The organism is Mucilaginibacter endophyticus (assembly GCF_003351025.1).
Classification (GTDB): Bacteria; Bacteroidota; Bacteroidia; order Sphingobacteriales; family Sphingobacteriaceae; genus Mucilaginibacter; species Mucilaginibacter endophyticus.
Genome location: NZ_QPCG01000002.1, coordinates 1,048,606 through 1,070,979 on the forward strand (window position 1 = coordinate 1,048,606; position 22,374 = coordinate 1,070,979).

General features: G+C 43.0%; 17 protein-coding genes. 6 read left to right on the forward strand and 11 right to left on the reverse strand.

The genetic code is table 11. The annotated features are described in order from the left end of the window. Window positions 1-68: 68 nt before the first annotated feature. The 10 genes from DUL71_RS11820 to DUL71_RS11865 form a co-directional block, all read right to left on the reverse strand. Window positions 69-2,669, reverse strand: coding sequence for an MGH1-like glycoside hydrolase domain-containing protein (locus DUL71_RS11820; RefSeq protein WP_114938262.1), 2,601 nt, complete (start codon window positions 2,667-2,669; stop codon window positions 69-71). 248 nt (window positions 2,670-2,917) lie between these two features. After that, entirely contained in the window at window positions 2,918-3,988 is a 1,071-nt protein-coding gene (locus DUL71_RS11825; protein ID WP_114938263.1) for a dipeptidase, read from the reverse strand. Window positions 3,989-4,003: 15 nt separating this feature from the next. Then, entirely contained in the window at window positions 4,004-5,116 is a 1,113-nt protein-coding gene (locus DUL71_RS11830; protein ID WP_114938264.1) for a D-TA family PLP-dependent enzyme, read from the reverse strand. A 94-nt stretch (window positions 5,117-5,210) separates the two neighbouring features. Then, window positions 5,211-5,675, reverse strand: coding sequence for a RidA family protein (locus tag DUL71_RS11835; RefSeq protein ID WP_112572265.1), 465 nt, complete (start codon window positions 5,673-5,675; stop codon window positions 5,211-5,213). Between the two features lie 106 nt (window positions 5,676-5,781). Further along, on the reverse strand, window positions 5,782-6,858 hold the full coding sequence (locus tag DUL71_RS11840) for a hypothetical protein (RefSeq protein ID WP_114938265.1): 1,077 nt from the start codon (window positions 6,856-6,858) through the stop codon (window positions 5,782-5,784). Between the two features lie 88 nt (window positions 6,859-6,946). After that, entirely contained in the window at window positions 6,947-8,053 is a 1,107-nt protein-coding gene (locus DUL71_RS11845) for a hypothetical protein (protein WP_208645526.1), read from the reverse strand. A gap of 107 nt (window positions 8,054-8,160) precedes the next feature. Then, window positions 8,161-8,976 carry a hypothetical protein gene (locus DUL71_RS11850; protein WP_114938266.1) on the reverse strand — a complete coding sequence of 272 codons (816 nt, stop codon included), beginning with the start codon at window positions 8,974-8,976 and terminating at the stop codon, window positions 8,161-8,163. A 29-nt stretch (window positions 8,977-9,005) separates the two neighbouring features. Then, entirely contained in the window at window positions 9,006-10,562 is a 1,557-nt protein-coding gene (locus tag DUL71_RS11855) for a vanadium-dependent haloperoxidase (RefSeq protein ID WP_114938547.1), read from the reverse strand. Window positions 10,563-10,592: 30 nt separating this feature from the next. Continuing rightward, the gene (locus DUL71_RS11860) at window positions 10,593-11,516 is read right to left on the reverse strand and encodes a hypothetical protein (RefSeq protein ID WP_154402366.1); all 924 of its coding nucleotides are present in this window, start codon (window positions 11,514-11,516) and stop codon (window positions 10,593-10,595) included. A 269-nt stretch (window positions 11,517-11,785) separates the two neighbouring features. Continuing rightward, complete coding sequence (locus tag DUL71_RS11865) at window positions 11,786-12,340, reverse strand: hypothetical protein (protein WP_114938268.1); 555 nt, start codon at window positions 12,338-12,340, stop codon at window positions 11,786-11,788. A gap of 165 nt (window positions 12,341-12,505) precedes the next feature. Here DUL71_RS11865 and DUL71_RS11870 point away from each other — a divergent pair, with 165 nt between their 5' ends. The 4 genes from DUL71_RS11870 to DUL71_RS11885 all read left to right on the forward strand — a co-directional run bounded on the left by DUL71_RS11870 (window position 12,506) and on the right by DUL71_RS11885 (window position 15,972). Next, a complete protein-coding gene (locus DUL71_RS11870) occupies window positions 12,506-13,066 on the forward strand; it encodes a YeeE/YedE family protein (RefSeq protein ID WP_244228739.1) in 561 nt (186 codons plus the stop codon). 1 nt (window position 13,067) lies between these two features. Then, window positions 13,068-13,478, forward strand: coding sequence for a DUF6691 family protein (locus tag DUL71_RS11875; protein WP_114938270.1), 411 nt, complete (start codon window positions 13,068-13,070; stop codon window positions 13,476-13,478). A gap of 36 nt (window positions 13,479-13,514) precedes the next feature. Beyond that, window positions 13,515-14,099, forward strand: coding sequence for a TlpA family protein disulfide reductase (locus tag DUL71_RS11880; protein WP_114938271.1), 585 nt, complete (start codon window positions 13,515-13,517; stop codon window positions 14,097-14,099). Window positions 14,100-14,421: 322 nt separating this feature from the next. Further along, a complete protein-coding gene (locus DUL71_RS11885) occupies window positions 14,422-15,972 on the forward strand; it encodes an alpha-N-arabinofuranosidase (RefSeq protein ID WP_114938272.1) in 1,551 nt (516 codons plus the stop codon). A 77-nt stretch (window positions 15,973-16,049) separates the two neighbouring features. On the opposite strand, the gene DUL71_RS11890 is transcribed toward DUL71_RS11885, so the two are convergent. Beyond that, entirely contained in the window at window positions 16,050-16,694 is a 645-nt protein-coding gene (locus tag DUL71_RS11890) for a redoxin domain-containing protein (RefSeq protein WP_114938273.1), read from the reverse strand. Window positions 16,695-17,176: 482 nt separating this feature from the next. Here DUL71_RS11890 and DUL71_RS11895 point away from each other — a divergent pair, with 482 nt between their 5' ends. Continuing rightward, the gene (locus DUL71_RS11895) at window positions 17,177-18,835 is read left to right on the forward strand and encodes a L,D-transpeptidase family protein (protein WP_114938274.1); all 1,659 of its coding nucleotides are present in this window, start codon (window positions 17,177-17,179) and stop codon (window positions 18,833-18,835) included. Between the two features lie 362 nt (window positions 18,836-19,197). Continuing rightward, window positions 19,198-22,371 (forward strand): SusC/RagA family TonB-linked outer membrane protein, encoded by a 3,174-nt coding sequence (locus DUL71_RS11900; protein ID WP_208645527.1) that lies wholly within the window; start codon window positions 19,198-19,200, stop codon window positions 22,369-22,371. Window positions 22,372-22,374: the final 3 nt, after the last annotated feature.

Consider the following 22,374-nt stretch of genomic DNA (forward strand, 5'->3'; position numbering starts at 1 on the left):
CCCCATAAATTTAGGTTATTTCGTATCAATATTTCAAAGTCAATATGACGTATACAAGAGCAATATCTTTACTCCAGGTACAAACAATTAGCAATCAAACCTGTCCAGCCGGTCTGGTGGGCAGCGCCTAAACCCAGACCGGTATCACCGTCAAAAAACTCGTAAAACAGGATATGATCTTTAAAATGCGGATCATTCTGCAGCTTCTGATTTTTACCGTAAACCGGTCGCTCACCGTTTTCGTTTTTCATAAACAGTTTAGAAACGCGGGCATAAAGTTCATTTGCCACTTCTTTCAGGTTCATAAAATTCCCGGATCCTGTTGGACATTCTATTTTAAACTCATCGCCATAAAACATATAGAAACGGTGCAGACTATCAATAATGAGGTAATTAATAGGCATCCAGATAGGTCCACGCCAATTGCTGTTGCCGCCAAAAAGGCCACTATCACTCTCTCCGGGCACATACGATATGCCAAACTCAACCCCATTTACGGAAACATGATAAGGATGTTTCTGGTGATATTTGGACAATGAACGAATGCCGTAATCGCTCAAAAACTCATTCTCATCAAGCATATACCTCAGCAGCGATTTCATCCTGTAACCACGCAACAAACTAATCAGGTGTTTACCATCGGTCCCTTTCTCGTTCCAGCGTGAAACCAGCGACGCGAGATCGGGCCGGTTCTCGGCAAACCATTTCATACGGTCTTTAAATACCGGGCTCTCCATGATATCCTTTTCGTCCAATACTTCGGTAGCAAACAGTGGGATCAAGCCAACTATGCTCCGAACCCGCATTTTTACCGAGCCATCATCCGGAAAACGGATCTGATCGTAAAAAAAGCCATCTTCATCATCCCATAGCCCTTCGTTATTCTCGCCCAGGTTTGACATCGCCCCAACGATATAAATGAAGTGCTCAAAAAACTTGGAAGCGATATCGGCATAAGCGTTATCGTTTTCGGTAAGCTCGGTAGCAATGCGCAGCAAGTTAAGCGAATACATGGCCATCCAGCTGGTGCCATCGGCTTGTTCCAGGTGTTGCCCCGAAGGCAAATGCATATTACGGTCAAAAACACCAATGTTATCCATCCCAAGGAAGCCGCCTTCAAATATATTATTACCTGATTGGTCCTTACGGTTAACCCACCAGGTAAAATTGAGCATCAGTTTATGAAAAACACGTTCCAGGAAATAGGTATCGCCTTTGCCGTTGTTATTTTCTTTATCCGTTTTATAAACATTCCATACAGCCATGGCATGTACGGGAGGGTTCACATCGCCAAAGTCCCATTCATAGGCCGGCAACTGGCCATTAGGGTGCATATACCAATCGCGCGTGAGTAAGATCAACTGATTTTTAGCAAAAGCCATATCAATGGTTGCCAGCGGCAGGCAATGAAAGGCAAGGTCCCAGGCGGCAAACCAAGGGTATTCCCATTTATCGGGCATCGAAACAATATCCCTTGTATTAAGATGGGTCCATTTGCTGTTACGGGCATTTAATCGTTGAGCAGGCGGGCGCGGCATCCCCTTATCACCACTTAGCCAATGGCGTACATCGGTATAAAAAAATTGCTTGTTCCACAACATTCCGGAGAAAGCCTGCCGTTGGATCAGCCTACGATCTGGGTTCATGGTAGCGCCGTGAACATCATTGTAAAATTGATCGGCTTCCGTTTTGCGTACATCAAAAATTTCGTCAAAATCCTCGAAGCTATAATTAGCATCTTCAGACAAACGAAGACGAAGGCTTACACTTTTACCAGCAGGGATATTCAGATCATAGTTTACCGCTGCCTTGGTACCCATGTTTTTGGGATTGACCGTATCGGCACCGTGAACAATATAATCGTTTATACCATCCTTATAATATCTACGGCCATCATCATAATTATAAAGCCTGCGCGAATTGGTTTCATTATCACAAAACAAAAGCCGGCCATCACCTTCGGTGTGTAACCACATCTGGCCAAGGTCTTTATGAAAAACACTGATCACCTTATCAGATGAACCCACAAGATCTGGCTTCCGCGAATCATACCCCCATCCCCAGGTATTGCGAAACCACAAGGTAGGCATCACGTTCAGCGGTGCATCTTGATCACTCCGGTTATAAATGGTTATTTTAATGAGGATATCTTCCTGCGCGTTTTTGGCATATTCGGTAAAAACGTCAAAGTATTCGTTATGGTCAAATATACCGGTGTCCATGATCTCAAACTCCGGGTTCTGACGGCCGCGACGCTTGTTTTCATCCACCAGCCAGCTGTACGGGAACTCATTTTGCGGGTATTTGTACAAGGTTTTCATGTACGAGTGCGTAGGCGTACTATCCAGATAATAATACATTTCCTTTACATCCTCACCATGATTGCCTTCCGGGTTACTTAAACCAAAGTACCGTTCTTTAATGATTGGGTCTTTTTTATTCCAAAGCGCTATAGCGAAGCAAAGGTATTGTTGCCTGTCGCAGATCCCAGCTATTCCCTCCTCGCCCCAGCGGTAAGCTTTACTGCGGGCCATATCATGGGTGATATAGTTCCAGGCATCACCATTGGCGCTATAATCCTCGCGTACGGTTCCCCATTGGCGATCACTTACGTAGGGTCCCCATTTTTTCCAGCCTGTGTCCTTTAGCCTTGATTGTTCTGCATTCATACGGGTAGTGTTAGGCACAACGCCTAATTTAAAGCATGTGTTTTGCAAAGTATGCTTAGTTGGGTAAAAATACAGTAACGCGCGATTTGTTTTACTGTATTATGAAGAATAAGAGGAATAAAGGCTCAGATTGTTACCACGGAAGCAGGATGCTTCCATGGTATTAGGACGAAGTTACGCTAACGCTAAACTTCGACCAGAGTATCGTATATATTACTGCCCACCGCAAACTAAGAACTGCCAACTGATCAAGCCCAGGCTTTTCTTAGGAAACGCAGCCAGTTACCGTGCATCATATTTTGAATATCCTCATCAGTATAACCGCGTTTTTTTAGCAGATCAGGCACTTTTTGCAGATCGGCAATGGTTTCCAGATCATAAGGGCATTGCTCGCGACCAAAGGCTCCGTCAAGGTCGGTACCCATGCCTACGTGCAGGGCGTTGCCGGCTACCTGGCAAATATGATCAATATGATCAACCATCACCTCCATATTGCAGTTCATGCCTTTAGGTGTGGACACTCCCCTCACCCAACCGGGTACCATCATCCATGCATCAAGCGCCGCGCCAATCACGGCTCCGCGATCAATCAACACTTTAATCATTTCGTCGCTAAACTGGCGGTTATGATTTACCAATGCACGACAGTTATTATGACTTGCCCAAACATGACCGTTAAAATGGTCAAGTGCCTCCCAAAAACTGTCGTCACATAAATGGGTGGCATCCAAAATAATATTCAGGCGCTCCATTTCCTTTAATAACTCATGCCCTTTTGGCCCCATGTAGCCGGTAGCATCTGTACCTTGTGCATACCTGCCTGGGCCATAATGCGCCGGACCTACAGCCCTTAGACCGTAGTTATAAGCCCGTTCCAGGTGTTTAACTGTCACAATCGAATCGGCCCCTTCCAAACTTAAAATATAGCCCACAGGTTTCTTTTCAGTTGGTGAGCCATCGCCCCAAAGCGCCAGGTGCTTTTCAAGGGACTCAAGATCGTTCACCTGTACCATTTCCCCGGCATCTTCCATGGCTTTGTACCAGGCTACCTGCCCCTGGGTTTGTGCCCAGGCCTGCTCAGGCGAATGCCAGCCCGGCAAAGGATTATCAGGAGCTACATAACGCCCTATTTGTGTGGCTACTACCAGGCCGATATTGCCTTTGCGTAATTCGGGCAGTGTAACAACAGCTTTGGCACGATCTGGCTTATCGGTTAAGCCTTCTTCGCGTTGATTTACCTCAGCAAGCGGGCGCGTAAGGTCGCGGTTCCACTCCAGGGCGTTCATGCTTAAATCCAAATGGGCATCTATAACAAACATGGTTTCGGGGGAGATTTAAATGGTGATCTTGCGGTCGCGGGCTTTATTCAGCCACTCGCCGCTAATATTTTCGTTCTCAATAGTATAAACGCGCTCATAAAGTGCAACGGTAGGGCAAACATGGTGCGGAATGCCATAAAGTACATCGCCCACCTTGTATTGATGATTGGCGCCGGCTTCAACTACCAAATGCTCTTCGCTTTGACTTACAGGGTAAAGCGCAGGCGCGTTTAAAAAGTAAATGCGTTTGCTCAATTCGTTCTCGGCAGATATCGACTTATGTCCAACATCCAAACAAAGCTTGCCTGGGCTGGGTAACGAAATCACCCTTGTAACAACCAGCGCGGCAGGTAAAAAATCCTGCTCGGGCATTTCCAGTTGGTACCCTTTGTCCCAGTAAACAAATGTGCCAGGGCTGCATTCAACATATTTTCGTTTGGCATGGATAGGAAAAGTAGGTGATCCACCCGCAACTATAACCGGCTCAGGGTAACCCTTGCTTTTTATGGTTTGCTGTAATTTAAGCACAGGATCAAACGCGAAGTTGCACCTATCCGCCCGTTTCTGTAAATCCACATCATGAATATGGCCATCATAAGCATGCAAACCCACAGGGTTAATTCCTGGCAATACTCCGCAATCCATATAAAGCTGTAAGGCTTCAAAGCCAGGAACTATACCGGTGCGGTTCATGCCCACGTTCATGTCCAGGTATACATCGATATTAGTTTTAAACCTAACCGCCGCGTCGGAAATCTCCTTAGCCGATGATGAATTATCAACTAAACAAGAAAAATGAGTTTGTGGGTAAGCGTGAATCAACCGGATAAAACGGTGCAGTTTTGGCCCTTCGGGCTGGTAAGCCAGCAAAACATCAGGAGCATTGCTCATGGCCAATAACTCGGCCTCGGCAATAGTGGCACATTTAAACTTGCGGATACCGGCGTTTAACAGCAACCCGGTAACCTCGGCATTTTTATAGGTTTTAACATGCGGTCGCAAACGGGCAACATCATCAATCATACCCGTCAGTGTGGTTATATTTGTTTTAACCCTATCGGGATAAACAACCAGTGCCGGGGTATCCAGCTTATCAATATCCTGTATAGTATACCAGTTAGGGGTCATGGTTTTAAGTCGGAAGTATTAAGTAGTAAATCGTAAGCCAGACAAATTTTGTAGAGAAGCAAATATGCATCTCTACAAAATCGTATCGAATTATTTATTCCAATTCAAACAGCGCTTCAATCTCAACAGGGATATTATCAGGTAATGATCCCATGCCTACCGCGCTGCGTACGCCGATACCATTCTCTTCGCCCCAGATTTTGGCAAAAAGTTCGCTGGCGCCGTTAATGATAAAAGGATGCTTTTCAAATTCGGGAGTACAGTTAACCATACCCAACACTTTGATAACACGCTTTATTTTATTAAAACTGCCGATGTTGGCTTTGATGGTAGCCAACATGGTTAAACCAACCTGCTGTGCAGCAAGCTTGCCATCTTCCTGGCTCACGGTATCACCAACGCGACCGATAATCAATGAGGCATCGTCCTGCACAGGGCCGTGGCCAGACAGGTAAAGGTATTTGCCATCAACTAAACATGGTTTATAAACGCCAAGTGGCTTTGGTGCAGGCGGCAGGTTTAAACCCAGCGCTGCAAAGTTTTCTTCGGGAGTGTTCATGGGCATAAAACTATTGTTTTTAAATAAAAAAGTATCATAAAAAACAAAAAAGCCGGGGATCTCACTCCCGGCTTTATCCAAAATCAACTAAGTAGAATATATAATCTCAAAATTTAAACGACACACCAAAATTGATAGCATAATCGGCAAATGCCGCGTCGCCGATAACATAAGTACCGGTAGCTATCGAGTTCTCCTTGTCAGTAACGCTCTGTGTGCGGTCGCGTTTTAGCGCGATTGGTACGCTGGCGAAAATATTCACCCTTTTAAACGCGTAGCTCAGTGAAGGCTCGGCAGAAATAATATACCCCGGGCGACGGAAGCCATCACTTTTGCCAATCAAATCATGAACCGGGATACCTTCAATCCGGCCACCTGCCGAAATAGTAAATACATGAGCGATAGTGTAGTTAACACCCACACGTGCCAGGTACTGATCCGGTACGCTTGAAATAGCTTCATTAGCCAGCGTTGCGCTTAATGTTTCGCGGTAAGTGCGTGTGCCATTCATATTGCGCGGGTTGCTCATGTAGTACAAATTACTGTAGCCACTAAATCCGCTGCCAAAACCTAAATAGCCGTTTGCCTCAGCAATGATACCCAAACCACCATCGCCTAACTGGATTGACTGATCAACAGGGCGCTCAGACGGAATAACATTGTAAAAATGTGATTTGTAGTTAAAATCGCCTGTAGGAAGCTTAATACCTAAACCAACCTGGATATTACCGTTGGTTTTACGACTATCGAACAACCAGCGGTTAACAATGATCCTGGAATCGCCAATACCATCAGAATATGATTTATGACGCTCTTTACCGCCATGCTCATATAATGACGAACGGGTGTTTACCAGGTAAGGTATACCTACCGAAACCGACCAGTATTGGTTAAAGTTACGGGTAAGGTTGATATCGATGGTATGCTGATGATTGATTACCTCGTTACCTATAACCTGACGTTGCTTTTGCTCATCGGTACCCTTAAAGTGGCGAAAAGATTTAAAATAACGCCATGAAGCGGTAAGTTCCCAGCCTTTGTATGAGGTATCCTGAGTAGTGTGCTCCATATTGGTAAAGGGACCATCACCTTTTATAGCAACGCAACCCTGGGCATGGGCGCTGGTATAGGTAAACAGGCCACATATAGCTGTGCAAAAAAGAATTTGTAAAGTATGTTTCATAATATATTGTTTATATGTAATTGCAATTTGTAAACGAAGGTTAAATAAAGCCGGAGATCTCACCCCCGGCTTAAACAAAACCAATTCACTATTTAATTCTAAAAGTTACTCCTACGTTAATGGCATAATCCGCAAATGCGGCGTCGCCCTGGGTATAAACACCGGTTAAACTGGTCGAAATTTTATCCGGTACACTTTGCGTACGGTCGCGTTTTAACGCTACAGGTACAAAGGCATAAATTGAAAATGATTTAACACGGTAAGTAACACCGGGCTCGGCCGAAATGATATATCCCGGCCTGCGGAACCCATTGCTCCCGCCCACAAGGTCATGAACCGGCAAACACTCATAACGTACCCCTGCCGAAAAATCAAATTTGCTGATACCATAGCTGGCGCCTCCGCGGATCATTACCTGATCCGGCACGCTCATTACATCGCTTCCGTTAGCAACGGCTTTAGCACTTGGTACACTGCCGCGGGCCGATGATACACCGTTTTGCTCCCTTGGGCTAATCAAATAGTAAAAACCGCCGTATAAGCCAAAACGCTGCGTAAAATTGTAGTATGTATTGATCTCGGTAGTGATACCTGTACCACCATCACCCAACTGGATAGACTGATCAACAGGGCCAAGCGTTTTACCATCGTTGGCCGCTGTGTGGTAAAAATAATCCTGGTAATTGTAGTTTCCGGTTGGCAGCTTTAGCCCTAAACCAACCTGAATGTTACCGCGACGGGCTTTTGCCGGGTTTAACAACCATGCATAAGCAGTTAAACGCACATCGCCCAAACCAAATGAGTGTGTTTGCAGGCGCTCTTTACCACCATGCTCATACAATGATGAGCGGCTGTTGTCCAGTATAGGCAAATCCACCGCAAACGACCAGCGGTTATTAAAAATGCGTGTCAGGGTTAAATCCTGGGTATAAGAATGATTGATAACATTTGTTCCCTGTTCAATACGTTGTTTTTGCTCTTTGGTACCAACAAAATGTTTATATGAGCGGAAGTAGCGGTTATTACTGTTCAATAGCCAGCTGCCGCTGCTGGTAATACTATCCGGATGCTCATCCATGGTACATAAGCCGCCCGTGCTCCGGATAGCAACGCAGCCTTGCGCATTTACTTTTGCAAAGGCTGCAAATATGATGATCGTAGTAACGTAAGTAAGTTTCAGTATAAATTTTTTCATAGAGTTAGAGCAGTATCAGTATGCATTTGCGATTGTTCAGATAATAGATTTACAAGGCAGGGTAATTTTTCACCCTGCGCCTTAAGAATTTGATATGTTTTGTTGACTTAGCTAGCTTTTAAATGTGATGTTTGTTTAAAAGGCCAAAGTATATATCCAGCCGGTGCTTTTTTAACCGCAAACCACAAAGCCAGCAGCACACCATAGCTCCCGCCGCGCTCTATCCACTCAAACATTTCGTATTTGGGATAGAAGAGCTCGCTGGATATTTTCCATATGATAAAAACGAGTAGGATATTTTTAAAAGGACGAATAAGCACCATTGCAGCGGCCAACACCTCAAACAAGCCAACCACCTGTGCCGTTTTAGCCGGATCGGCAAAACCAAGTGCATGGTATTGGTTCAGCAAACCCTGTTTCTGAATCAGGTTAAGCCAGCCATGACCTATCAGCAGCATAAAGGCAAATACCCTTAAACTGGTGATAACTTTTGCTAAAGTATCAGCATTGATGCTTACATGATCATCCATATGGGCAAACCATTGCTTTTTCCCGATTTTGAACCCGCCCTGCAACAACAGCAATACAAATGGTGCTCCGTAGTTGCCGGCGCGTTCAATAAACTCGGCAAAAGGTTCTCCCGATAAAGGACGCATTGACGCTGTGGCCAATCCCCAAACTACCAGCCATGCGGCTATAGCACGGGTAGGATAAACCAGCATAGATATGCCCATCAATATATCAACAGTTCCTACATAGGGCATCAGGGTATAGGCCATCTCTTTACCTATCCCAAATACGCCGAAATAGTTACACCAGATCTGTTTAGTGATTATTCCAAAAGCCCCATGTCCGATAAAGCACATGGCAACCGCCAGGCGAAGTGTGTAATATATTTTTTGATCGTTTGTTAAGCTGCGCATTGTTTATTCGTCCTCAATTCAACATCCTTTTATTTTGCGTCGGCACCATCTGCCTTACCCCTGTTAACCGCGTATTGGCCAACTTTATTTCCGGTTGTTAAACCAACCTCGCAATCACTGCGGTAGTGGATACCACCATATAACCTTGACATAGCAGCCGCGTGTGCCATATCGGTAAACTTGCTACCCCTATCAGGCAATAAATAGGTTAACACAGTTGAAGCCGCACCACTAAAGTTAGAGTGCCCTGATGTATAGGCAGGGAAGTTTGGCACGCCCGTTAAGGTTTTAATATTAGGATTAGCTTGCGACGGGCGCTGGTTAAAATAAAAATATTTAGTATCCCAGCATACGATAGCGGCATCCATCTCGGCCATATTCAACAAGGCAAAGTTACGTGCCCAGCGCACTTCGCTGTAGTTTTGTTTCACAAATTCATCTGCAGCAATGGCATTCCAGTGTCCGGTTGGTGTATAAGTTCCAACACCATCAGCCCAAAAAGCAACCAGTTCTTCATGATCGCGGCTGTGGTCTTTACTAAATGAAAGCACCTCTTCTGTTTCCTTTTTAAACTCAGGTGAGTTTGTTGCATACGGAGCCGGTGGCCTGATAGCAACTACAGTAAGCGTATCAAACAGGAAAGGAAGAACTTTGGAAAACAACGGCAACATCGGCGGCCTTTTGGGGGTTTCCAGGCTCACCCAAAATTGTTCGCCTTTTGCTGCTGTAACTGTTTCAAAGTTCTTCCAGATATCTGGTGTACCAATAGCTTTGCCTGCACGGTCGTTACGTGCACGGGTAGCAAATACTGCTGCCACCTGTCTGCCTAATGATTCGCCAGCGGTAAACTCGCCTCGGGTATTAGCACCTGAAGAGATCCTGTACAGCCTTTCTTCATCAACTTTGCTTTGTATGTAAGCGATCTCGGTTGGGAAAAGCAGTTTCATGATCTCAGATGTAGCACCTGATATAACAGCATCTTCACATGGATATGAAGGCAGTTCAGAAGCCGGAATCAGCGCTTTAACGCCTGAATCATTTTTATAAGGGGCGGTACGTTTGTAAACGTTTTTGAAGTGCCATGCTGCAACCAAAGCATCATACTGCGCTGCGCTTACATAAGCATAAGCACGTGCTGCATAAGGCGGGTTTGAGAATGGAAACTCAGGATAATTAAATGGATTTGCCGAGTTTGGCGCCGGATAAGTACCGTCAGGGTTTTGGTATGGCGGTACGTTATGTTTAGCTACCAATTCGCGCAAAATTTCGTTCCATCTTAATACCGAGCCGGCACTCCAGTATTGTATTTTTGCCTGTTGATCACTGCTCAGGTTTTTCTGCAATGCCTTGATCTCATTCAAATCGGCCACATAAGCAGGCGATGTTAATGCATCCGGCGTAGCCACGGTTAAAGTACTAAAATCTTTTAGTAACACCGGGTTCCAGGTATCGGCGGTAAGATCCAGATTTGAGGGCTTAAGCGCGGGGTATAATGCAGTGCGGTCTAAAATATCCTTTCGGCATGAGCTAAAAGTTACCGCTGCCAGTGCCGTGATTGTAAATATATTAAGTATAGTTTTTTTCATTTCATTGATCATTGATTGTTCAACCTCTTATTACTTCTCCTTTTTTGTACTAAACACGTAATACACACCGGCATAGCCCGAACGGGTTTGCCCTACGTTACGTCCATCCAAAACATAGTTGCCGCCCGCGGTAAATTCAAGTCCGCTTACCGACTGGAGGCTATACTTAAGTATTAACCCAACAGCAGAGCTATTCATGCGGTTACTTGGAAAGGGCATATCGTTTTTACGGATATCAAAGCCACTTGTGCTTGTAATTTTGGTAAATGTAGCCTCGGCATTAAACTTAAGACTGCGGTAGCCGCTGCTAAACATAAAGTTGGTAGCATTTGGTAACTGCACTTCATTGGTGTAATGCATCTCGGTAGTGTAATATGAAGTTCTGTCGATAGTAATATTGTCGCGGCGGATGTACTGTCCGGAACCGGCTACGAAAAACCTGCCTGTTTGATAGTTAAGCAAGGCGCGCAAAGCAACGCTTTTGCTGTGCAAGCCTACAGACAGCGGTAAAAAATCAGCCTGATAATTAGCCAATGGCAAAACGCCTGTAGCAATAGCATGAACACTGAATAAGCCACGGCCTATCTCCTCTTTTACTGCCATCCATTTAAATGAAACCGAAAGGTCTTGAAACGACTTTTCGCCACGTAAAGTACCTGCAGAAGCGTTTGTGGTTATATACGGAACCATAAACAAAAGGTTTATCCGATTTGAAAGACCATAGTTACCGCCCAGGCTGTAAACATTGGTGCTCACGGTGCCTAAGTTTTGATTATCCCTTTTAAATGTGCCTTCCCAGTAATGGTCCCAACTCCCATGGGTGTATACTGCGGCAGCACAAAAATAATTTTTAGGGATCATCAACGCGTCAGCGTCGGTTTGAGCTTTGGCACATTGTGTTACAGCTAATAAAAAACATACTACAATAAAACATCTGTAAAAATACAGCGACATAAATTTCATTACGTTTAAATAATAAGGGTAATAACTAATTGTAAAATGGTTGAACAAGCCGGTTAGGTGCTATCAATCTTGATTACCAAGTAATTGACAATACATCAGCATTAAGGAACATGATCAAAGCCGTAAAAATGGAACTGTTACAACAGCAATCGGCCATGCATGGCGATGCGCCGGTTAAAACAGCTGAATGATAAAAAACGGTTTGTATCCTTAAAACACAGGTACACAAATCAATTTAACTCATAATTTACAGGCAATAATCAGCAGGCAGAGTTAGGCGGTTTGCCGGGTGACTCGATGAAGGGTGAATTTACATGGTAGGCTATAGGGCGTGGTTTTACCTTTAACATCCTTCCATAGGATAAAAATTGATAGTGCATAACCTGGAAGCTGTACTCGCCGCCAGCGTTTATTTTCTTTTGTGATGAATCATGCGCACCTTTTTTGCTCAGGGGCACGTCACTTATTTCTTTGGCAATAATGAGGTTTGCATTAACCAAACGGGTTTTAACGCTGTTGGCTATACAAATAAATGACATAGTATCCTGCGTAACCTTATAACGCAGGTAGTTGTAATAAACACCTTTTAACTGGAGTTGTCCCTGGTCATGCACATAACCATTCCAGCTGTGGATCTTGGGAAGATGTACCGGAATCTTGATCTCAACAAGCTTGGTAGCATCAACCTTGTTTTCATAAATCTCTTTTACAATTTGCACTTCAGATCGATGAATAAAATACTGAAATACCAAATTGTATCCGCCCAAATTGAACAGATGCACATTTAATAACAGTATCGCTATAAGCTTTTTCACCAAAAGAAATTATTGTTCGGGTATATAATCAACAGTAAATATATGTAACAATATTGTTAAAACAAATAAAATGTAAAATTGTATAAATCACAATTACACCGGGACGCAATTAATATTTTGCCAATTTACATCAGCTATATTTGCAGGATAAGTAATCTGTAAATTATGGATCTGATAACCCAACCCTGGCCATGGTACGTGGCCGGACCGCTGATTGGCCTTGTTGTACCTGCCCTGCTCATCATCGGCAATAAAACTTTTGGAATATCCTCTTCATTAAGGCACATCTGTGCGGCCTGCATTCCGGCTAATATTTCTTTTTTTAAGTACGACTGGAAAAAAGAAAGCTGGAACTTGTTTTTTGTTGCCGGTATTGTTTTAGGAGGCTTCATTGCGGCACAATTTCTATCTGCCAATCACCAGGTTAAAATCAATCCGCAAACGCATGCGCTATTGCAGCAACAGGGTGTTAAGGATTTTAACGGTTTACTGCCGAAGGATATTTTCAGTTTCGATGAACTGCTTACTTTAAGAGGTTTTGTTTTTATGGTGATAGGCGGATTTTTGGTTGGCTTCGGTACCCGTTACGCCGGTGGCTGCACGTCGGGTCATGCTATTATGGGTATTTCAAACCTGCAATGGCCATCGCTGGTGGCTACCTGCTGCTTTATGGCGGGTGGTTTTATTATGACCTGGTTTATTTTACCTTACCTTTTACACCTATAATATGCGTAACATCAAATACCTTTTTGCGGGCCTGCTTTTTGGCATAGTACTGGTAAAATCAGAAGTGATTTCCTGGTTCAGGATCCAGGAGATGTTCAGGCTGCAATCATTTCATATGTACGGCATTATAGGTAGCGCTATTATTGTTGGGATAATTTCTGTCATCATTATTAAACGCTTCAATATCAAAACCATTTCCGGCGAGGCCATTGCTATCCCCGACAAGAAATTTAACTGGGGCAACGTGTACGGCGGGCTGATATTTGGTTTAGGCTGGGCAATTACCGGCGCATGCCCCGGTCCGTTGTTTGCGCAAATCGGAAGCGGCTTTTTGGTTACTTTGGTTACATTATTGAGTGCTATCTTAGGAACCTGGATTTATGGGCTGTTAAGGGAAAGGTTGCCGCATTAAATTACTCTTGCCTAAACAACTAAGCTTTTAGATACTATGATCCCATCAAAAAAGATATCGGTTTCAAACATTTTCAGCATCCTGATCATGGCGCTGGCGCTATTGGTGATCTTTAACCCCAATGCCAAAGGTTACCTGATCAGGGGGCTAATGTCGTTAGGACTTTTTCAGCCCGACCCGGAAGGCTATGCAAAACGTGGCGAAACGCCTGCCAATGTCCCCGACATACAGTTTAAGGACGCCAGCGGCAATATTATATCGTTAAGCTCCTTAAAATCTAAAGTGGTATTCATAAATTACTGGGCTACCTGGTGCCCACCCTGCATAGCCGAAATGCCCAGGGTAAATGAGCTCTATAAAAAATTCAAAAACGATCCTAAAGTAGCCTTCCTGTTAGTGGATGTAGATAACGACTTCCCCAAAGCCCAGGCATTTATGCTCAAAAACGGTTACGATATGCCTTTATACAACCAGGTCAGCAATGTACCCGAATCATTGCTCGATGGCACTATCCCTACTACATTGGTTTTTAATAAAGACGGCAAGCTTGTTTATAAACACTCTGGTGCCGCGGATTACAGTAGCGAGAGGTTTGAAGAGTTTATTAAGAACCTTGATTAGCCTGATTAAAGGATTTCCTGATGATACTCATCTTGCGGGATAATCACCTATTCTATTTCCTACAAACTTATAAATTAAAGAAAGTGGTTAGTTCCTTTATTACTGAATGTCTTTAACAAAAAGCAATGATTAGCTTGATTTAAGGATTTCCTGATAACTCGAATCTGACAGATTAGCCACCGGCTTGATTTCCAACATGCTTATAATTCAAGAAATCCTTAAATCAAGCTAATCATGGTTTAGATATTTTTATTGTTATTTTAACACTTATTAACAATTTTTTCTTTTCTTTACTGCACAATCAGTTAAATCCTAAGTTTCAATGAAAAAGAACCCGTTTTTACAACTCGGCGTTATCGCTTTGTCTTTATTGAGCTCGGCATCCTACGGGCAAACAGGTACACTTAATATCAGTACCGATTCAAAAACAACCATCAGCAAACACATTTACGGTCAGTTTGCCGAGCACCTTGGCCACGGCATTTACGGCGGTTTTTGGGTTGATAAAACCCTGCCCGTAAAAAAACAAGACCGCATCAGGCTTGATATTGTTGATGCCCTCAAAAAGATAAAGATCCCTAACCTGCGCTGGCCAGGTGGCTGTTTTGCCGATGAGTATCACTGGCGCGATGGTATTGGCCCTGCGGCCGAACGCCCGCGTATGGTAAATACCAACTGGGGCGGCATTACCGAGGATAACAGCTTTGGTACACACGAGTTCCTTGAATTGTGCGATTTATTGGGTTGTGAGCCTTACATTGCCGGTAACGTAGGCAGTGGCACGGTTGATGAAATGTCGAAATGGATTGAATACTTAAACTCAAACAGTACCAGTACTGTAGTACAGTTACGTAAAAAGAACGGGCACCCTGCTCCTTATAAAGTAACATTTTGGGGCGTAGGTAACGAGAGCTGGGGTTGCGGTGGTAACATGACACCCGAATATTACACCGACTTATTTAAACGCTATGCCTCATTCGCTAAAGATTACCCGGGCGCCAGGCTTAAAAAAATAGCCAGCGGACCAAACTCCGATGATTACCACTGGACAGAAGTATGCATGAAAAACATCCCCAACTGGATGATGTCGGGTTTATCATTACATTATTATACTATACCAACCGGCAACTGGGGCAAAAAAGGTTCGGCGACTGACTTTAACGAGAAAGAATATTTTGGCACCATGGTTAATTGCCTTAAAATGGAAGAGCTGGTTACCAAGCACTCGGCCATTATGGACAAATACGATCCTGAAAAAAAGGTAGCACTTGTTGTTGACGAATGGGGTGTTTGGACAGATCCTGAACCAGGCACCAATCCGGGCTTTCTTTATCAGCAAAACAGCTTACGCGATGCTTTGATAGCCGGTACAACGCTTAATATATTCAATAATCACAGCGATCGTGTTAGAATGGCCGCACTTGCACAAACCATCAACGTATTGCAGGCATTAATATTAACCGATAAAGAAAAAATGGTGCTTACACCCACTTACCATGTGTTTGACATGTATAAGGTGCACCAGGATGCCAAATACCTGCCTATTAAACTAAGTGTACCTGATTATGAAGTTGACGGCAAAAAGATTGAAGCGGTAAACGCGTCTGCTTCGCAGGATGCATCAGGCAAAGTACATATCTCATTAGTAAACCTTGATCCTCACAATACAATCACCATTACAACCGGCCTTAGCGATGTAAAATGGCAAACTGTTAGCGGCCAGGTATTAACTTCGGCTAATTTAACTGATGTGAATACATTTAAAGATGCTAACAAGATTCACCTGAGCACTTTCAGCGGCGCTAAAAAAGACGGCGACAAACTGGTGGTAAGTCTGCCTGCAAAATCTGTAGTAACACTTGAACTAAAATAAACACCCTTTTCCCTAAAAAGCAAACGGCCGGGCAAATTGCCTGGCCGTTTTTATGATAAGATCTTTATACATTTTTCTTATGCCGATCTACGGCTATTGCTGATCAGTGCCGATTCATATACTGCACTAATAATATCCTCAGCAGAAAAAGTTCCCAGGAAATCCCAGTCGATGTGGCTGTAAATAACCTGTTTTGATGGCTCGATAATATAAGTAGCCAATAAGGGCGCGTTTTCATCAATGCCCGAAAAGCGGTCCCATACAGGGTAATCATCAGAATATACCCTAAATTGTTTTGCTATTTCATTATTGGCATCGTGATAAAAATTAAGCGTTAGACTTTGCTCCCAGGCCCATTTTTCAAGCTCTTCGGCCTGACCATCGGTGATGATAAGCAGGTTGCCCCCGCTTGCCTTAACTTCATGCTGAAGAGCATTCAATTGCTTAAGCTGCGCCAGACCTTGCTGCCCCCAATGACGCGAGAAAAAAGAGATAACCAGCGGTTTGCTCAATAAATTCCTTTGAGAGATAGCCCCGTGAGTTTCGGCCCCATTGTAAAATTGCTGCCAGCGGCTGTAATCATTGCTCAGCTTAAATTCCGGCACAAAATTGCCTGCCTTAACAGGGTGTAAAGATTTTATTTTACGAAAGTTAAGATCAGGTTCGGCAACAACTTCAAGCAGATCGAAAAAAGGATATTTATTGTGATTTGTAGTTTGCATTTTAAATAGTTTTATGATGTTATGGATAATGTTTTAAGGTATTTGTAGCTGAGTTTTAATCAATCAACAACAGCGGCATAATCCATAAATTACCCTGTAACGTATCAGCAAGGCCGGCGGAGCACTATTGCTTATTTGTTTGTTGCGGGATGGGTTCATAAAATTCTATTAATTATATAATGAGGTCAGTAATTTTAAAATGAGCTTGAGTAACGCGGAGAGAATCTCAACAACAGCAACACATGGGCATATACACCCCGCCCCTATCTTGAGCCAATATATACTTGTTGCCGATGATTAAATTATTGCCCGTCATGTATTTTTGAATGTTACGCAACAAATATACTATAATATCTATAAACTTAGTAGAATTTATTTAAAATATTATTTACTCCCTTTTTAGCGGGCTGATATTTGCCGCTCTCATGCGTATTAAAAACAAAACCTTGTAATTTGCGTTCCGTATAACCAATAAATTAACTATGCAAAACAGGCTAAAACCACAATATATCATCCTCCTTATTTTAAGCGTTTTAACCCTGTCCAACTGTAAAAACAACAGCAAAAAACATCATACCTCAAAAGCCGACTCCCTTAAAAAGAAAATGGTTAAGGAGTGGACCAAAACCATTCCGGGTAACTTTAGTAATCAAACAGAGTTGGTATTTGACAGTGCACAGATTGTTACCTTTCTGCAAAAACATCCTGATTTGACCCCATATGAGCAGGATCTCCGGAATTTTTACCGCAAGCGTAAATTTGCTTATGCCTGGTACGAAAAAGGGACACTCATTGAGCAGGCAGGTAACCTGAATGACAGGTTAATGAACCTACAAAATGAGGGTATATATAAAGGTATCCCCTACCAAAAAGATTTAGACTCGCTGATATTTGACAGTCACTCCAAAACCAAAATTAAAAAGCCCGATGTTGGAACCGAATTAATGCTCACGGCGCAATACTTCGCGTTTTCAAAAGTGGCTTTCCGGGGTATGAGCGATTCTGTTAGTCGCGCGGTAAACTGGTTTCTGCCACGCAAAAAAATAGCTTATGATGATTACCTGGATACATTACTTAAAAAACCGTCAAAAGAATCAACTAATATAAATGAGCCGGTGTATCGCCAATACGACCTGCTGAAAAACTTTCTGGCCAAATACCGTGCGCTTGATGCTCATGAAAGCTGGGAACCAATCAAGATCAGCAAAAAACTTAAACCCGGTGACTCGTCTGATGTAGTTTCACAAATAAAAACACGCCTGTATAAACTGGAAGATTTTAAGGGCGATACGCTCAGCAATATCTTTGATGATGAACTTAAAACCGCGATAACCCAATTTCAACAAAGGCACGGCCTTAGCGCCGATGGCTTACCAGGGCCCGGGACAGTATCCGAAATGAATGTTCCGCTCAAATCAAGGATCAAACAGATCATTGTAAATATGGAGCGTTGCCGCTGGCTGCCGGTTAATTTAAACAGCGAATATCTTGCGGTTAATATCCCCGAGTTTAAGCTGCACGTTTACCGGGGCGACAGCCTTTTATGGAGTTGTAAGGTAGTTGTTGGCCAAAAGGTACATCAAACAGTGATTTTTTATGGCGAGATGCAATATGTGGTATTCAGCCCTTATTGGAATGTGCCCGAAAGCATTGTACGTAACGAAGTACTTCCGGCTATAAAAAGTAACCGTAATTATCTGAGTGAGCATAATATGGTTATTACCGGTAAAGAAAACGGACTTCCAGCTATCAAACAAAAACCGGGACCTTCCAATTCATTAGGACTGGTTAAATTCCTGTTCCCTAACAGCTATAGCATTTATTTACATGATACGCCTTCACGCTCCTTATTTGGCGAATCATCACGAGCATTCAGTCATGGCTGTATCCGTGTAGGCGAACCGGCCAAACTCGCATCATTTCTCTTAAAATACGATAGTACCTGGACTGCGTCGCGCATTAATAAAGCCATGCATCTCGGTAAAGAACAGCAGGTTACACTCAAACAAAAAATGCCTGTGTTTATAGCGTATTTCACCGCCTTTACCGATAGGAGTAATCTTCTTAATTTCCGTAAAGATATTTATGACCGTGATGACCAGCTTGCATCTATGATTATGTCGGGCACAGGGCAATATTAAAGCTCATTTTCTTCTTATTACTTCTCGCAGCAGTTTAAAATACTGGTAATTAATAATTGTAAAATATTTTTTACGGGTTTGTAGGCAATCGCTAAAATTTAATTGTCCTCACTTTAAATCACCCTTGTGCTCCCTACAAAGGAACTTTTTTTCTTTTGGCACGGTGATCATTAACCAAACTATATGACATTATTAATAAACCCAGGAAAACTGATGCCTATGTAAAAAAAGCTTACTCTCCCCACTAAAGGCAATAATTACCCGGAGGGAATTTACTGCCCCGAAAAAAATTTTGAATGTTTATAACTGCGCAGTGCTTTCCAGGGCGCTTCGCTATTAACTCCCTTTAAATTCAATAAAATATGAAATTTTTCAAACACCCGGTGGGTGTACACAGGCCATGGGTATCACAATCCCTCAACCTGTGTAAGTTTGCCCTTGCAGGTATGGTGCTCTTGAACATGCAGGCTTCGGCTGCAGAAATGCCAAAAGCAAATACCAAATCAAACTATAACTTTAATTTAAACTTCGCTAAGCTTACCGGTAAGGTAGTTGACGAAAAAGGCGAAGCTCTTGTAGGCGTAAGTATCAGGATCAAAGGCACCACTACAGGTACTCAAACCGATGCTAATGGTAACTTTACACTTGACGTACAACCCAATGCCGTTTTAACCGTAAGCTATATTGGCTATGCTACTAAAGATGTAGCAGTGGGAGGTAAATCAACAATAACTATTACATTAAGCTCTAACACAGCCCTTAACGAGGTTGTGGTAACAGCCTTAGGTATTAAAAAAGAAGAAAAAAAATTAGGTTATGCCGTAACAACCGTTAAAGGCGACCTGCTTGATAAAGCAAAAGAAACCAACGTTGCTTATTCATTAGAAGGCCGTGTTGCCGGTGTGAGCATTTCAGGTGTTAGTGGCGGCCCTGGTTCATCTGCCCGTATTTTGTTACGTGGTGTTACCAGCGGTACTGCAAGTTCACCGCTATTTGTAATTAACGGTGTGCCAATGGATAATACCCAGCGTGGTTCATCCGGCGAATGGGGCGGTGCTGATTATGGTGACGGTATCAGCAACATCAACCCTGATGACGTTGAAACAATAACTGTATTGAAAGGCCAATCGGCTTCTGCTCTTTACGGTAGCCGCGCATCAAACGGTGTAATTTTAATCACTACTAAAGGTGGTAAAAAGAATTCAGGCTTTGGCGTTGAGTTCAATACAAACTACCAGGCTGATAAAGTTAACAACACTACTGATTTCCAAACTACTTATGGACAGGGACAACATGGTGTAAAACCAGCTTCTGTAGATGGTGCTCAGCAATCAACCCGTTTAGCCTGGGGTTCAAAATTGGATGGATCTTCAACTATACAGTTTGACGGTAAATCTTATCCATACTCTGCTGCAGGTACCAATAACCTTCAAAACTTTTATCGTACGGGCAATACTTATACCAACACGGTATCATTTGATGGCGGTGGTGAAAACGGTGCTTTCCGTTTATCAGTTTCTGATCTGAATGCAGGTTCAATTGTACGCAACAGTAATTTAGACAGAAAAACCTTCAACTTGAACGTAAACCAAAATGTTACGCCAAAGCTGAACATTGCTGTAGTTGCCAATTATTTGATCGAAAACTCAAAAAACAGACCAAGCTTGAGCGATGGTCCGGGTAACCCTAACAACATCTGGTTCCTGGCTCCAAACATCAATCAATCTATATTAAGCCCAGGCACAGCTGCTAACGGCTATGAGCAAACCTGGACTGATGACCCGTATGTAACCAACCCTTACTTTGCGGCCAACAAGTTCATTAACAATACAGGCCGTAAGCGCTTAATTTCGGCATTAACCGCACGATACAATTTTACCGATTGGATTTATGCACAAGCACGTTTAGGTTATGACAACATTAACGATAGCCGCTTTAAAGTAACCCCTACCGGTACAGCTTATTACACTGGCTTAATGGGTGGTTTGGATGAACAATCAACAGCGCAAAGCTACGAGTTAAATGCCGACGGTTTGATTGGCGTAAAACACGATATCGTTAAAGATCTGTTAGCTTTTGATTTTACTGCTGGTGCCAACATCCGCAAGAATCAATACGAGTACACAAGCCTTAGCGGCGGACCGTTTACACTGCCTTTCTTCTACAGTTTCTCGAACGTTAGCGTTAAAAGCACTCCGAATTATCAGTTCAACAAATCAGAAGTTCATTCAGCATATTATACAGCTGATTTCAACATCAAAAACTTCCTGACTTTGAGCACAACAGGAAGGTACGATGCTTATTCAAAACTGCCTGCAAGCAACATAGGTATCTTTACGCCATCGGTTTCTGCAAGTTTCCTTTTTGCAGATATGCTAAAAATGCCGTCGCTTGATTTTGGTAAACTACGCGTATCGTATGCTAAAACCAGCGGCGAGCCGGATAAAGCCTACAGTACTTCAGCTTACTATAACTTAGGTAACCAGATAAACGGTATTACAATTGGTAACTACTCTGGCGACCTTTACAACCTTAACTTAAAACCATATACGCTTGATGAGTTGGAAATTGGTACTGAGTTAAAGTTCTTTAACGGTCGCTTAAGTGCTGATGTTGACTACTTTAGCCGCAAAACGCACAACGAGTTACTTCGTAGTGCACTTGATAATGCTTCAGGCTTCAACACCCGCCTTATAGGTACACAATCATTCCAAAACCGTGGTGTTGAGGTTGAGATCAAAGGTACACCGGTACAAACCTCAACTTTCCAATGGACCCCGTCAGTTAACTTCACTTATGTTAAAAATAAAGTGTTAAAAACAGATGATTTTGGTACTACACAAACTTTAGGTACTTACAGGCCATTAAACGCCAACCTTGCTTATGTTGTAGGCTTACCTGGTCCGCAAATTATGGCAAACGATTACAAACGTGATGGATCTGGCAACATTATTTTTGATGCCAACGGTTATCCTGAAACTACGGCCCGTATCCCAATGGGTTCAACTGTGCCAAAAATCTATGGTGGTTTAAACAACGATTTCAGCTACAAACACTTTAACCTTTCATTCCTTGTTGACTACCGTTTCGGCAACAAGATACTGTCTGCAACCAATGCCTACAGTGTATTCCGCGGTTTAAATAAATTAACGCTTGTTGGCCGTGAAGGTGGTGTAGTTGGCAAGGGTGTTACTGAGGCGGGTACTCCGAATACTACAAGTGTTGACGCACAAGATTACTACCAAAAAGGTTTATATAACGTTTCGGCGATTAACGTGTTGAACGGCGACTTTATCAAATTACGTCAGGTAACTTTTGGTTATACCTTTACCAGCAGCATACTAAACGGTTCGCCGTTTAACGCTATCAACGTATCGTTGGTTGGTCGTAACCTTTGGACTATCATGAAACATTCTGATAACATCGATCCTGAATCAGGCTTCTCAAACAATATCAACTATGCAGGCATTGAAGGTACCAGCTTACCGGCCACCCGCACATTTGGTATTAATGTTAACTTTAAATTTAGAAAATAAGAG